We start from the raw sequence: 12,522 nt of genomic DNA on the forward strand, positions 1-12,522 counted from the left end.
TTTTAAGTTATCCGAAGAGGTATTCGACTACATCTTCAATCTTAGTCACTAGAACAACCTTAATTCCTCTTCCTGTATGACTAATCTTATTATATTTTGAAACAAAAATAGTAGAGAAACCAAGCTTCTCTGCTTCTTGTATGCGTTGATCTACTCTATTTACAGGTCTTATCTCACCAGACAGTCCTACCTCTCCAGCGAATGTGAAGTCCTTACCAATAGACATATCTTGATCAGAAGATAGAATAGCAGCTACTACCCCTAAGTCAATAGCAGGATCATCTACAGTAATACCACCTGTGATATTTAAGAATACGTCTTTCTGCCCTAATCTAAATCCAGCTCTTTTTTCTAATACTGCTAAGATCATATTCAGTCGTTTCAGATTATATCCTGTTGCGCTACGCTGCGGAGTACCATATACAGCAGTACTCACTAAAGCCTGCACCTCTACCATCAGTGGACGCATTCCTTCTAAAGTAGCTGCGATGGCTGTACCTGACAACTCTTCTTCCTTATGCGATATTAGTATTTCAGAAGGATTAGACACCTCTCTAAGACCACTTCCTTGCATCTCATAAATACCAAGTTCTGCTGTAGAACCAAAACGATTCTTATTCGCTCTTAGTATTCTATACACATGATTTCTATCTCCTTCAAACTGTAGTACAGTATCTACCATATGCTCTAGCATTTTTGGCCCTGCTATACTTCCATCCTTTGTAATATGTCCAATAATCAACACTGGAGTTCCAGTTTCTTTAGCAAATTTGGTAAGTTCTGCAGTACACTCTTTTATCTGAGACACTGTCCCAGCAGAAGATTCAATATACTCGGTATGCAAAGTTTGAATAGAGTCAATGATTAACACATCAGGTTGTATCTCCTCTATTTGACGAAAGATATTCTGTGTATTGGTTTCTGTGAGGATATAACAGTTGTCATTAGCAGGATTAATACGCTCTGCTCTCATCTTTATCTGTTTCTGACTCTCCTCTCCTGATACATATAGAGTTTTAAAAGGTAAGCGCAAAGATATCTGTAATAATAATGTACTTTTTCCTATCCCAGGCTCACCACCCAAAAGCACCATAGAGCCAGGAACTAATCCACCACCTAAAACGCGATTAAGTTCACCATCCATAGTATTCATACGAATCTCCTCTGTACTGTCAATCTCTCGTACCTTTAGAGGCTTCGCTACCTTCTTCATGGTATTAGGAGAACTACTTACTGCTTTCCACGCTGTCTTTTCTTCTTTTTGGATCACCTCTTCTACAAGTGTATTCCATTCTTTACAAGCATTACATTGTCCTTGCCATTTAGCGTATTGTGTACCACAACTCTGACAGAAAAAAGCCGTCTTTACCTTTGCCATTACTTTCTCTTTAAAATCTTCTTACGAAGATACGATGTTATCATTAGACAATAATAATATCAAAAGAACTATTATAAAAACAAATAAGAATAAAAAAAAACAACAATAATCAAACAATTTAAACCGAAGTAGAAAATATATTGTTAAATAACAATTACATTTACTTTAATAAAACACACTATTAACACATGAAAAAATTAATTTACACAGCTTTAATAGCTACACTAACATTAAGCTTTAACGCTGTGCATGCACAAGAACAAAAACTAGAGAAACGTTTTGAAGCAGGAATACACTTATTAGGAGTTGGAGTTAATTATGAATACCCAATAGTGGATCAATTAACTATACTAGGAAAAGTACAATACAATGTTGGCTTCTTTGGCAACTCTGACTATGTAGATTACATTGCTTCCTTGTCCTTAGGAGTAGAATCTAGATACTACTACAACTATAATAAAAGAGTTAGAAAAGGTAAAAACACAAAAAATAACTCAGCTAACTTTCTTTCTTTAGGCTTTGATTATATGCCAGATGCACTTACAAGTACAGATTCGAAAGACAACATTAAAGTAGAAAAATCATCTCATCTATCTCCTATGTGGAATATAAGACGGAATATAGGTCAATCTAATTTTACTTACGAAGCTGGTATAGGTCTTGATTTCTATAGAATACATTATGACTATAGACCAACTGAAAAAGAAACAGGCCTAGCGTTAAGATTAAGTATTGGTTACAACTTTTAACCACTTATAACAAAAAAAGACCTACTCACTGAGTAGGTCTTTTTATATTTCTAATCAGCTAATTAGTTAGCTAATATAATAATCTTATTATCGCTTAATTCGATAGTTCCAAGATTGATAGGTAAATGATAAGTATCATTACTTACTTTCTCGAATTTAGAACTAAACTCTGGTGCAATAGAAATGTTTTGCCCTGTGAACTTTACACTTCCTTTTGTTAGGATAGAAACAATAGGAGCGTGATTATTTAACATCTGAAACTCTCCATTTGCTCCTGGAACTGAAACTGAAGTAACTTCTCCAGAAAATAAAGTAGCCTCAGGTGATACAATTTCTAATCTCATGTTGATCTCTTTAAATATTAATTAGATTATATTTCTGCAAGCATTTTCTCTCCAGCTGCAATCGCTTCTTCGATTGAACCTTTTAAGTTGAAAGCTGCCTCTGGTAAGTGGTCTAACTCACCATCTATAATCATATTAAATCCTTTGATAGTATCTTTAATATCAACTAATACACCTGGGATACCAGTAAACTGCTCAGCTACGTGGAATGGTTGAGATAAGAAACGTTGAACACGACGAGCTCTGTATACAGCTTGTTTATCCTCTTCAGACAACTCTTCCATACCTAAGATCGCAATGATATCTTGTAATTGTTTATATTTCTGTAAGATCTCTTTTACTCTTTGAGCACAAGCATAGTGGTCTTTTCCTAAGATCTCTGGAGTCAAAATACGAGAAGAAGACTCTAGTGGATCAACTGCTGGATAAATACCTAACTCTGCAATCTTACGAGATAATACTGTAGTAGCATCTAAGTGAGCAAACGTTGTTGCTGGTGCAGGGTCAGTTAAGTCATCCGCAGGAACGTAAACCGCCTGTACAGAAGTAATAGATCCTTTTTTAGTCGAAGTAATACGCTCTTGCATAGCTCCCATCTCAGTAGCTAATGTTGGTTGGTATCCTACTGCTGAAGGCATACGTCCTAATAATGCAGATACCTCAGAACCAGCTTGAGTAAAACGGAAGATATTATCTACGAAGAATAATACGTCTTTTCCTTGGTCATCACCAGCTCCATCACGGAAGAACTCAGCAATAGTTAATCCTGATAATGCAACACGTGCACGTGCTCCTGGTGGCTCATTCATCTGACCGAATACGAATGTAGCTTTAGATTCTTTCATACCTGGTTTATCTACTTTAGATAAATCCCATCCTCCATTTTCCATAGAGTGCATGAAGTCATCTCCATATTTAATAATACCTGACTCTAACATCTCACGTAGTAAGTCATTACCCTCACGAGTACGCTCTCCAACTCCAGCGAATACTGAAAGTCCACCGTGTCCTTTAGCGATATTATTAATTAATTCCTGAATCAATACTGTTTTTCCTACTCCAGCACCTCCGAATAAACCAATTTTACCCCCTTTTGCGTAAGGCTCAATTAAGTCAATTACTTTGATACCTGTGAATAATACTTCAGTTGAAGTAGATAAATCCTCAAATTTTGGAGCAGAACGGTGAATTGGCAAACCATTTGAACCTTCTTTTGGTAAGTTTCCAAGACCATCAATAGCGTCTCCTACAACATTAAACAATCTACCAAATACATCTTTACCAATTGGTACTTGGATTGGAGATCCTGTAGATGCTACTTCATATCCTCTACTTAAACCGTCTGTAGAGTCCATTGAAATTGTTCTTACTGTATCTTCTCCAATATGAGATTGTACCTCTAGGATTAATTTAGTACCATCTGGTTTTGTGATTTCTAATGAATCATAAATCTTTGGAAGCTCGGCATTTGCAGTGTTGAATACTACGTCAACTACTGGCCCGATAACTTGCGCAACTTTTCCTGTAACTTTAGACATTGCTTATGTATTTATTTAACAGCTATTTACGTTTATCGAAAAATTCTACTTTTTCAGAGTGCAAAGATAGTTTTTTTCTCTGAATATTAAAACTTTGAAATTTTATTTTAAATAAAAAAAAAGCGAGTCTTAAAAAGACTCACTTTTCTACTATTATTCAACCGTCACTGACTTAGCCAAGTTTCTCGGTTGGTCAACATTACACTCTCTTAAAACAGCGATGTGATAAGACAATAGTTGTAATGGAATTGTCGTTAATATTGGAGTTAGAGCCTCAGAAATACCTGGCACTTCGATAACGTGATCAGCTAGCTCTCTTACTTGCTTATCTCCTTTCGTTACCACAGCTATGATTTTTCCATTTCTTGCTTTAATCTCTTGGATATTACTCACTACTTTATCGTAGTGATCTTGATTAGGTGCAATTACAATAACTGGCATGTGTTCGTCAATTAAAGCAATTGGGCCGTGCTTCATCTCTGCAGCAGGATACCCTTCTGCATGTATATAAGAAATTTCTTTCAGTTTTAGAGCTCCTTCTAGTGCCACTGGGTAGTTATATCCTCTACCTAAATATAAACAGTTTGTCGAGTCTTTATAAACCTGAGAGATTTTTAATATTTCTTCATTTTGAGTTAACGCTTCTTCTACGCGCTCAGGTACAAGCTCTAATTCGTGCAAATATTTTAAATATTCAGAATTAGCTAATGTTCCTTTTGCTTTTGCTAAACGAAGAGCGATTAAAGTCAATACTGTAATCTGAGTTGTAAATGCTTTTGTAGAAGCAACACCGATCTCAGGTCCTGCATGTGTATAAGCTCCTGCATGTGTCTCTCTAGAAATAGAAGATCCCACCACATTACAAACTCCGAATACGAATGCTCCTTTTTCTTTTGCTAATTTAATAGCAGCAAGAGTATCTGCAGTCTCTCCAGATTGAGAAATAGCAATCAGAACGTCACTAGAGTCAATAATTGGGTTTCTATATCTAAATTCAGAAGCGTACTCTACTTCTACTGGTATTCTTGCAAACTCTTCGATTACATATTCAGCGACTAAAGCAGCATGCCAAGATGTACCACAAGCAGCTATAATAATTCTCTTCGCATTCAGGAACTTATCGATATTATCTTCGATACCTGCCATTCTGATCAGACCTTGATCAGCTAATAAACGACCTCTAAAAGTATCTTTAATTACTTCTGGTTGCTCGTAAATCTCTTTTAGCATAAAATGGTCATAACCATTTTTCTCGATCTGCTCTAAGTTTAATTGTAACTCTTGAACGTAGTGTGTAACTAATGAATCATCCTTAATCTTGCGAATGCGCAATGGCTTGTGCAGTCTAATAATAGCCATCTCTTCATCTTCAAGATAAATAGCATTATTCGTGTATTCGATAAAAGGTGAAGCATCAGATGTAATGAAGTATTCATTCTCACCGATTCCGATAGCTAATGGGCTACCAAGTCTAGCAGCTATTATTTCGTCTGGTTTTTTGATATCCATTACAGCGATAGCATATGCTCCCACTACTTGATTTAAAGCAATCTGAACAGCTTTCCCTAACTTAACACCTTGAGTCTTCTGTACATCCTCTATTAAGTTAATTAATACCTCAGTATCTGTTTCTGACTTAAATGTATATCCTCTTTTAATTAACTCTTGCTTAAGAGAATCGTAGTTCTCTATAATACCATTGTGAATTAAAACTAATTCACCAGAGTTAGAAAAGTGAGGGTGTGAGTTCACATCATTTGGAACACCGTGTGTAGCCCATCTAGTATGTCCTATACCTACTGTTCCTTTTTTTATTGTATCTGTACTTTTTTCTTCTAAATCAACAACTTTACCTTTCGTTTTACAAAGATTGATTGTCTCTCCATCAAATATAGCAAGACCAGCAGAGTCATAGCCTCTATATTCTAATCTCGTTAAACCTTTAATAATAACAGGAAACGCATCGCGATGACCTATGTATCCAACTATTCCACACATACTTGTTTACTTTTTAGCTTTAGTATAAAAAATCTCTAACTTCATCTTCTTATTGTCCTGTGTAGTATTAGCTCCATGAAGTACAACTCCTAATGGACAGCTAACAGCGTAAGCAGGCACAACATTCACGTTAGTAGGTTCGTTGTTTATTTCGTTTTTCAATTTTTGATTAGTGTATCCTCCTACAGCAAAATTATTTGCAACAGTCAACGCTAATTTAGGGCTCACATCATTTTTACTTTTCAGAAGACCTCTAATGTGGTCAGTGATTTTGAACTTATAGTAATACCCTTCTTTATTATTCTCTTTGTCCTCTTTTACGAAGATACCATTATACCCTTGTTTAATATACTGAGATGTACTTACAGCATCATTTGCAAAGTCTGACAGTGCAATACTATTATCATAATCATATAAGAATAGACGCTCAGGAATAGGTTGCCCTTGCATACGTTCCTTATCCACATAGATAGTTAAATATGCTTCATTCAATAATGCATCTTTCTCCTTAAGAGCTTTTAACTCTTCAAGATTATTAGATTTTAGAAAATCAATAACTGCTAAGCTACCTTGTCCTCCTTTTAGATAAAGACTTTGATCACCTTGCACTTTATTCGCGTTAGCTACTTCTGATTGATACGTTCCATCCATAAGTGTACTAAACATATTCACACTGAATTTCTTAGTCCCTACAGTATTACCACTTAAGGCAAGAGTGATTTCTTTTCTTTCGCGTGTAGTCTCTTCTTTCCCATCCTCACCTGTTGTCTTCTTATCAACTTTGAATATAACTACTATTTTACCTTTAGCAATATCTAATAATCCAGCAGCACCTTTACTCCCGTTTCCTTCAGTTTTGAAATACAGTCCTTTAAACAACTCACTGAATCCATTAGTCTCTGATAACTTAGTTTTATTATCATTAATGAATTTTTCAAAGTATTGCTTATCTAGGTCTAACCACATCCCAGGGATAAGACGTTCTTTTATTTCATTATCTCCTGTATTTGGATCTTTAAGTGGATTACCATTTTCATCTGTTTTATAGATAACAATTTCTCTATTTGCAAAGACAAAATTAGTATTCTGAGAAGATAGTCCTGAAGTGTTTAACTGTGTATTAATCTTGTTCTTATCGATTAAAGCAGCAGTCTGGTCAGTATAATATTTTGATGCAGAACCATCTGTTAAGTCCACATCCATTAGGTGATAGTTATTCTGATATACTTTTAAGTCTAGAGATCCCTCACCGTATACGTTCTTAAGTTTATAGTAATTAACTTTATCGTCAACTTTATCAAATTGAGAAAAGTATGGTATATACACATATACAGAGTCTACCTTTACATTTTCGCCAATATCTCCTACAGTTGATGTAGCATTAGCTAACTGAACAACTAAATCACTACTAGTAGCACCAAATAATCCATTGTCTAAATACCCAAAAGGGACTTCTCCTAATCTACTTCCATCTACTGCACCATAAGCTTGGTTATAAGCTTTTATATCCTTTACGTTATACGATTCGATATCGAAGTTTCCTCCTCCTATTATATCGCTTCCCGTTTCTGTAAAATCACTTTCACAAGCTTGTAAGGCCATAAAGCCTAATACAAGAGATATTCCTTTTAATATATTCTTTTGGTTCATCTAGTCAATCCAATCTATTTGGGTTATTACTATTCTATTCTGATATAGTTATTAAAAAAACTTCTGATAAAATTCAGTATAAGCTTTAGCAAACTCATCTTTAGCTACGAAAGGTAAAAAAGGTTTTTCAGAAGACTCTATAAATTTTGTTAAATTTAAACTTACCTCTTCTGAAGCAACGATAACACCATCCGAATTCTTGATAGCATTAATCATTATATTCTCATAAGTAGGATTCTCGAAGTCATTCACTACGTCTTCTGGCAAGCCATCGAATGCAATCTTTTCTTTCATAGTAGCATCTAAAACACCACTAAAGCCTTCACCAAAAATAGAAGTAACTACTTTTGTATCTGAGAAAATAGCTTCGTCTTTATAATAATGTTTTAAATAAGTTGGTAACAATGATGCCATCCAACCTTGTACATGTATAACATCAGGAACCCAGTTAAGTTTCTTAACGGTTTCGATTACACCCTTTGTAAAGAAGATAGCTCTTTCATCATTATCAGGATATAGTGTTCCATCCTCATCTGAGAAAGTAGATTTTCTTTTAAAATACTCGTCATTATCTATAAAGTAAACTTGGATACGCTCTTTCGGGATAGAAGCTACCTTAATGATTAATGGCATATCCATATCATTTACGACTAGATTCATACCTGACAATCTAATAACTTCGTGTAATTGATGTCTTCTTTCATTTATGCTACCGTATCTAGGCATAAAAATTCTTATCTGTCCTCCTTGATCGTTAATCATTTTTGGAGCATCATAAGACATTAATGAAACTTCATTTTCTGCTAAATAAGGTACCACTTCAGATGATACATATAATATCCTCTTTTCTTTCATCTTCAATTATAATTTCTGTGTTTGAAACAAATAAACATTGCAAATTTACAAAAATTTATGCAGTTATTTTCTAAATAACTAATTTTGCCATTATTTTAAACACGAAGCTAATGTTTCTTTTTAGTACAAAAGCCGAATTACAAGCGTATTTAAAACCATTTCGCGACGCTAATAAGGCAATTGGTCTTGTACCAACAATGGGGGCCATACACAATGGGCACCTTTCATTAATGGAACAATCATTAAATGAAAATGAATGTACTGTAGTCAGTATTTTCGTTAATCCTACGCAATTTAACAATGCGGAGGATTTAGAAAAATACCCTCGTACTTTAGAAAGAGATCAGGAGATTATAAAGTCTCTTTCTGAAAAAATTGTAATATTTGCACCGTCTGTTGATGAGATTTACGGTGGAAATACTGTAGCCCAATCATTTGATTTTGATGGACTAGAAAACGAAATGGAAGGTGCTTCGCGCCCTGGCCATTTTGATGGAGTAGGAACTATCGTGAGTAAACTTTTTGAGCTTGTTACGCCTAACAAAGCTTATTTTGGAGAAAAAGATTTCCAACAATTACAGATCATCCGCAAGATGGTAGACAAACTTCATATACCTGTACAGGTTATCGGAGTGCCTATCTTCAGAGCTACGGACGGATTAGCCATGAGCTCTCGTAACGAACGAGTATCTACAGAAGGATTAAAAAAATCAACTTTCTTATATCAAGTACTGTTGAAAGCCAAGGATTTATTCAAAAGTGAAAGTATTTCTAAAGTTAACGCTTTTGTTGAGAATGAATTTAAAAATAATCCTAACTTTGAACTCGAATACTTCACTATAGCCGAAGAGGACACTTTAAAAACAGCCACATCTAAAGATGAAGGTCGTAGATACAGAGGTTTCTTAGTAGCTCATATTGAAGGCATTCGACTAATTGACAATATATCTTTTAACTAAAACTCACGCGAAATGCAAGTTGAAGTAGTAAAATCAAAAATTCACCGTGTAACTGTAACTGGAGCAGACCTACACTACATCGGAAGTATTACGATTGACGAAGTTTTAATGGAAGCTTCTAACATCATAGAAGGAGAAAAAGTTTCGATTGTTAATATTAACAATGGAGAACGTTTTGAAACTTATGCTATCCCTGGCCCTCGTAACAGCGGAGAAATCTGCTTAAATGGTCCTGCTGCACGTAAAGTACACAAGGGGGATATCATTATCATTATTACTTATGGAATTATGGATTTCGAAGAAGCGAAGACATTCAAGCCTTCTATCGTGTTCCCTAATGAAGAGACCAACACCTTAACATAGCCTCTTATTGAAAAAAAATATCAGTAAATTATTGAATATATTACTCCCACTTGCGTTGGGAGTTTTTTTGGTTTATTACGCCTATAATCAATTTACTGAAGATCAGATAAAGGAGATGAAATCTCAGTTTAGAGATGCTAATTATAATTACATTATCATCTCCTCTTTCTTTTCTATTTTAAGTCTATGGGCACGTGCTTATAGATGGAAGTATGCCTTGCGTTATATGGGATATCCTGTATCCACTTTCACTAACTTTATGGCTATCTCTATCGGTTATCTTCTAAACCTAACGGTTCCTAGATCAGGAGAAGTATCTAGAGCAATCGTATTACAAAAATATGAGAAAGTCCCTTTTGACAAAGGCTTTGGATCTATCGTTTCAGAACGCATCATTGATCTTGTATGTTTATTGCTTTGCGTATTTTTAGCTTTAATTTTACAGTATGAAGTACTAAAAGACTTTTTATTAGCCAAGGTTCCAGTAGAGAAACTTAGTATATTAGTCATCATCGCTGTGATTGGGCTAATAGCTACGATAGCCCTGTTCTATTACAGTAAATGGAAAGTGATTCTATTTATTAAAAATAAAATCAAAGGACTTACAGAGGGAGTCAGTAGCATTTTTAAGATGCCTTATAAAGTTGGCTTCTTATTTCACACTTTTCTTATTTGGTTTGGTTATATCGCCACATTCTACTTCGGTACACATGCCATAGAAGCCACTAGTTCGCTCAGCATACCTATCGTTATGTCAGCCTTTGTAGCAGGTAGTTTTGCTGTATCTTTTACCAATGGCGGATTTGGAGCATTTCCCTTGATTATCGCAGAACTATTGTCTATCTATAGCATCTCCACTGTTGCAGGAACAGCCTTTGGATGGATATTATGGACTACTCAGACAGCGATTGTGGTCATATTTGGAGCACTATCATTTTTAGTATTACCCCTGTACTATAACCAAAAGAAGAACTAATCTCACACTACCTCATCATAAAAAAAGTACCTATCTAAAAAATTAGACAGGCACTCTTTAATAGTACAAACCAGTAAATTGGTATAATGACGGTATAAACAGCGCTATCAGTTATAAATCATTATCTCTTTATAGGTTACTTTGTGGGGATCTGTTTTGTTGTTTTAATATTGTGCTATCAAGTAATTGATCATATCTGTAGTTGTCACTATTCCTTGTAGTACATTATCCTTATCTACTACCGGAAGAGAGTGAAACTGTTGTTTAGAGAAGATCTCTGCCACATCTTTGATATTAGTATCATCCATCACCACGATTGGGTTCTTCGTCATTACATCCTCTAACTTATAAGCGTCATAAATAGCGTCTAATGCACTTTGGTCTAAATCATTTGCACCATATCCTATTTTTAGGATATCGTTGCTACTGATGATTCCCACTACATTCTCTGCTTCTATAACAGGGATATGTCTAATATTATATTCTACTAATAACTGATTTACTTCACTTAACTTTTTATTCGTTGGCACAGCTATAAGTGCTTTAGACATAATCTGAGATACTGGTACTCTTTGTTTCATAGTGCTATAGTGTTTTATTGTTCTAATACAAAGATTGCACTTACATACCTCATAATACATGATAAAAAGCAGGTTTTACTAAATAATAATGTCGTAATTTATATAGCATAATCGTATTTTTAGAACACATTATTCACCATTAGTGAATATATCATATCCCAAAAATTCTTCAATCCCTTGCCAATACTCAAAAAATGAAAATTGTGATAATTTATCTCAAATCAGTTTATCCAAAAACCTGATTTTTACCTAAATTGCTTCATAATCAACCACTTAAACAATATATCTATGGCAACAACGAACACTTATCTAACCTTCGATGGCAATTGTGAAGAAGCATTTAATTTTTATAAATCTGTATTTGGAGGAGAATATACTTACCTCGTTAGATTCGATAGTATCCCCGATAGTCCAGAATTTGTAGTATCCGAAGAAGATAAAAATAAAATCATGCACGTCTCACTTCCTATCGGCAAGTCTATACTAATGGGTAGTGATACTTCATCTGCCGATCCAACACCTGTAGTACAAGGGAACAATTTCTCTATATCAATATCCACAGATAGCCAAGCAGAAGCTGATGATCTATTCGTTAAGATAGCAGCAGGAGGCACGGTAATTATGCCGATAGAAGACATGTTTTGGGGTGACTATTTCGGAATGGTATTAGACAAATTTGGCATCCAATGGATGGTCAACTTCAGTAAAGACGCGCAGTACTAATGCAATCTTTAACTAGGACTACACCTTATCAATACTAACCTTCTATTGGGATTTTTTTTTAATTACCCCAGCTCATAGAAGACTAACCTACAATATAACTAACTATTGTTATCCAGCGTTGCTGTTGTAGACACTACACAACTATCAATCCCCTAGTAAGCAGATTTATAAGGGGATTTTCTTTTTATCCACCTTAGACACCTTATATCCTCCTCTAGTCAACTAAGACCAAGCATATCGCCCTTTTTATTGCTGATTTTTAATTCATTTTTTAGATGGTCAGCTTGTGATAGAAAACTAATAGCATAGTGGTCGCATACTTTTTGCCTTTTTTTATGCGATCACTATCCAATCACTATGCGACCACTATGCGATCACTTCTGTAAAAAGAACAAAATATACTAGCTC

At 34.9% G+C, this 12,522-nt stretch carries 12 protein-coding genes; 5 read left to right on the plus strand and 7 right to left on the minus strand.

Annotation, left to right across the window (positions count from 1 at the left end; all coding sequences use genetic code 11):
* Positions 1-7 precede the first annotated feature (7 nt).
* Positions 8-1,378, minus strand: coding sequence for a DNA repair protein RadA (radA, locus tag AABL85_RS00825; RefSeq protein WP_006257778.1), 1,371 nt, complete (start codon positions 1,376-1,378; stop codon positions 8-10).
* Between the two features lie 188 nt (positions 1,379-1,566).
* On the opposite strand from radA, the gene AABL85_RS00830 reads away from it, so the two are divergent.
* On the plus strand, positions 1,567-2,127 hold the full coding sequence (locus AABL85_RS00830) for a hypothetical protein (protein ID WP_341308845.1): 561 nt from the start codon (positions 1,567-1,569) through the stop codon (positions 2,125-2,127).
* Between the two features lie 62 nt (positions 2,128-2,189).
* Here the strand turns inward: AABL85_RS00830 and AABL85_RS00835 are convergent, their stop codons facing one another.
* The 5 genes from AABL85_RS00835 to AABL85_RS00855 all read right to left on the minus strand — a co-directional run bounded on the left by AABL85_RS00835 (position 2,190) and on the right by AABL85_RS00855 (position 8,512).
* On the minus strand, positions 2,190-2,471 hold the full coding sequence (locus AABL85_RS00835; protein WP_006266097.1) for a F0F1 ATP synthase subunit epsilon: 282 nt from the start codon (positions 2,469-2,471) through the stop codon (positions 2,190-2,192).
* Between the two features lie 26 nt (positions 2,472-2,497).
* Positions 2,498-4,009 carry a F0F1 ATP synthase subunit beta gene (gene atpD, locus AABL85_RS00840; protein WP_006257781.1) on the minus strand — a complete coding sequence of 504 codons (1,512 nt, stop codon included), beginning with the start codon at positions 4,007-4,009 and terminating at the stop codon, positions 2,498-2,500.
* Positions 4,010-4,162: 153 nt separating this feature from the next.
* The gene (glmS, locus tag AABL85_RS00845; RefSeq protein WP_041888359.1) at positions 4,163-6,007 is read right to left on the minus strand and encodes a glutamine--fructose-6-phosphate transaminase (isomerizing); all 1,845 of its coding nucleotides are present in this window, start codon (positions 6,005-6,007) and stop codon (positions 4,163-4,165) included.
* A 6-nt stretch (positions 6,008-6,013) separates the two neighbouring features.
* Positions 6,014-7,657, minus strand: a complete 1,644-nt coding sequence (locus AABL85_RS00850; protein WP_341308846.1) for a DUF4270 domain-containing protein — start codon at positions 7,655-7,657, stop codon at positions 6,014-6,016.
* A 51-nt stretch (positions 7,658-7,708) separates the two neighbouring features.
* On the minus strand, positions 7,709-8,512 hold the full coding sequence (locus AABL85_RS00855) for a glycogen/starch synthase (RefSeq protein ID WP_341308847.1): 804 nt from the start codon (positions 8,510-8,512) through the stop codon (positions 7,709-7,711).
* A gap of 110 nt (positions 8,513-8,622) precedes the next feature.
* On the opposite strand from AABL85_RS00855, the gene panC reads away from it, so the two are divergent.
* Genes panC through AABL85_RS00870 form a run of 3 tightly spaced genes read left to right on the plus strand, consistent with a single transcriptional unit; the run spans position 8,623 to position 10,810 of the window.
* Entirely contained in the window at positions 8,623-9,471 is an 849-nt protein-coding gene (panC, locus tag AABL85_RS00860; protein WP_286436586.1) for a pantoate--beta-alanine ligase, read from the plus strand.
* A 12-nt stretch (positions 9,472-9,483) separates the two neighbouring features.
* On the plus strand, positions 9,484-9,834 hold the full coding sequence (gene panD, locus AABL85_RS00865) for an aspartate 1-decarboxylase (protein WP_006257788.1): 351 nt from the start codon (positions 9,484-9,486) through the stop codon (positions 9,832-9,834).
* 7 nt (positions 9,835-9,841) lie between these two features.
* Positions 9,842-10,810 carry a lysylphosphatidylglycerol synthase transmembrane domain-containing protein gene (locus AABL85_RS00870; protein ID WP_341308848.1) on the plus strand — a complete coding sequence of 323 codons (969 nt, stop codon included), beginning with the start codon at positions 9,842-9,844 and terminating at the stop codon, positions 10,808-10,810.
* A gap of 164 nt (positions 10,811-10,974) precedes the next feature.
* Here the strand turns inward: AABL85_RS00870 and AABL85_RS00875 are convergent, their stop codons facing one another.
* Positions 10,975-11,391, minus strand: coding sequence for a CBS domain-containing protein (locus tag AABL85_RS00875; RefSeq protein ID WP_006257790.1), 417 nt, complete (start codon positions 11,389-11,391; stop codon positions 10,975-10,977).
* Positions 11,392-11,679: 288 nt separating this feature from the next.
* Here AABL85_RS00875 and AABL85_RS00880 point away from each other — a divergent pair, with 288 nt between their 5' ends.
* The gene (locus AABL85_RS00880) at positions 11,680-12,114 is read left to right on the plus strand and encodes a VOC family protein (protein ID WP_341308849.1); all 435 of its coding nucleotides are present in this window, start codon (positions 11,680-11,682) and stop codon (positions 12,112-12,114) included.
* Positions 12,115-12,522: the final 408 nt, after the last annotated feature.

Origin of the sequence: Myroides odoratimimus (assembly GCF_038039805.1) — a bacterium.
In the GTDB taxonomy this organism is placed as follows: domain Bacteria; phylum Bacteroidota; class Bacteroidia; order Flavobacteriales; family Flavobacteriaceae; genus Flavobacterium; species Flavobacterium odoratimimum_B.

Bases quoted from the DNA above. Each gene is read 5' to 3' on its own strand.
- radA (WP_006257778.1), bottom strand. From the start codon at position 1,378: ATGGCAAAGGTAAAGACGGCTTTTTTCTGTCAGAGTTGTGGTACACAA.
- AABL85_RS00830 (WP_341308845.1), top strand. From the start codon at position 1,567: ATGAAAAAATTAATTTACACAGCTTTAATAGCTACACTAACATTAAGC.
- AABL85_RS00835 (WP_006266097.1), bottom strand. From the start codon at position 2,471: ATGAGATTAGAAATTGTATCACCTGAGGCTACTTTATTTTCTGGAGAA.
- atpD (WP_006257781.1), bottom strand. From the start codon at position 4,009: ATGTCTAAAGTTACAGGAAAAGTTGCGCAAGTTATCGGGCCAGTAGTT.
- glmS (WP_041888359.1), bottom strand. From the start codon at position 6,007: ATGTGTGGAATAGTTGGATACATAGGTCATCGCGATGCGTTTCCTGTT.
- AABL85_RS00850 (WP_341308846.1), bottom strand. From the start codon at position 7,657: ATGAACCAAAAGAATATATTAAAAGGAATATCTCTTGTATTAGGCTTT.
- AABL85_RS00855 (WP_341308847.1), bottom strand. From the start codon at position 8,512: ATGAAAGAAAAGAGGATATTATATGTATCATCTGAAGTGGTACCTTAT.
- panC (WP_286436586.1), top strand. From the start codon at position 8,623: ATGTTTCTTTTTAGTACAAAAGCCGAATTACAAGCGTATTTAAAACCA.
- panD (WP_006257788.1), top strand. From the start codon at position 9,484: ATGCAAGTTGAAGTAGTAAAATCAAAAATTCACCGTGTAACTGTAACT.
- AABL85_RS00875 (WP_006257790.1), bottom strand. From the start codon at position 11,391: ATGAAACAAAGAGTACCAGTATCTCAGATTATGTCTAAAGCACTTATA.
- AABL85_RS00880 (WP_341308849.1), top strand. From the start codon at position 11,680: ATGGCAACAACGAACACTTATCTAACCTTCGATGGCAATTGTGAAGAA.